This is a genomic window from Bathymodiolus platifrons methanotrophic gill symbiont, from assembly GCF_002189065.1.
Classification (GTDB): Bacteria; Pseudomonadota; Gammaproteobacteria; order Methylococcales; family Methylomonadaceae; genus Methyloprofundus.
Genome location: NZ_BDMN01000112.1, coordinates 1 through 1093 on the forward strand (window position 1 = coordinate 1; position 1093 = coordinate 1093).

General features: G+C 45.1%; 1 protein-coding gene and 1 pseudogene. One reads left to right on the forward strand and one right to left on the reverse strand.

Annotated elements, in window-relative coordinates; translation table 11 throughout:
• Positions 1–373, reverse strand: a pseudogene (locus tag CDZ78_RS07000) (ISL3 family transposase); the annotation flags it as partial.
• Positions 374–417: 44 nt separating this feature from the next.
• Between CDZ78_RS07000 and CDZ78_RS07005 the strand changes: the two are divergent.
• Entirely contained in the window at positions 418–888 is a 471-nt protein-coding gene (locus CDZ78_RS07005) for a diguanylate cyclase domain-containing protein (protein ID WP_263459191.1), read from the forward strand.
• Positions 889–1093: the final 205 nt, after the last annotated feature.

Sequence of the window (1093 nt, forward strand, 5' to 3'; positions counted from 1 at the left end):
GATTGACGGGCATTTCTCTTTCAATCAGTGCCCATGCCATGGCTTCAAATAGCAGAGTGAAACCACTGCCGGGGCGAGCCCAAGGGACTTCTACAGTACGAACTTTCCCGTCCGTTGTTGTGATGCGAGGAACAGAGCAATGTAGATAGCAAGAATGCTCAAAGAAGCTCAAGTGTTGCCATTGCCGATCGACTGTATCATGCACTGGGCAGAGAACCCCCGATTCATCAGCAAAACGGGCGCCTGGTTCAAAACCTATCTGCAAATGAAGTTCATTCTGTTCTAAAATATTGTCGTTTGAAAAGATAATTTCTTCCACTTTCCAAGGCGATTGTAAGCCTAAAGCCATACTAAATAAAGATTCACTATTCATGGTATTATTATCGCACTACCCACTAGGATTCACATAGAGCCAAAATTGATGAGTATATCCAGCGTACTCTGAAAGGGGAAATAGTACCTCCTTATCAAGTGGAGGTACTTGATAGTCAAGGAGAGAAACGCTCCTTAAAAATACAGGAGAACCCGGCCTTTGATAATGATGGACGTTGTATCGAGCTAAGTGGTATTGCCCACGATATTACGCCATTAATACAGACCAGAGAACAAATTACTTTGCTTTCTTATTATGATGACTTAACCGGGCTTGCTAATAATCGCTTATTCTCCGACCGGGTTGAACAAATGATCAATTTATCTCACCGTCAACATCAATCCCTAGCCTTATTATTCATTGATCTTGATGGTTTTAAGTTAATCAATGATCGTTTCGGCCATGCGACAGGAGATTCCGCACTTAAAGAAACAGCTAACAGACTTTCGGGGAGTCGCTATTTTTGCGAAAGCTTGTTTTGGGCATCCCAGCCCAAGCAAGCAGCAAAAACTTAACGCGACCACTTATGCCTCCGGCGGCCCCGATTCGTCCTCGTCACCTCGTCCCGACCCAACAAGGGGTCGGAACATAGGCTCCAAATGACTTGACGCCGTGTCGGATGGCCTTTTATTTTGTCTCCACCTTCGCTAACGCTCAGACTCCGACAAAATAACGGCCCTACGGCTATCGCGGACTAAAAATCATCACTTCGCTTAGGCT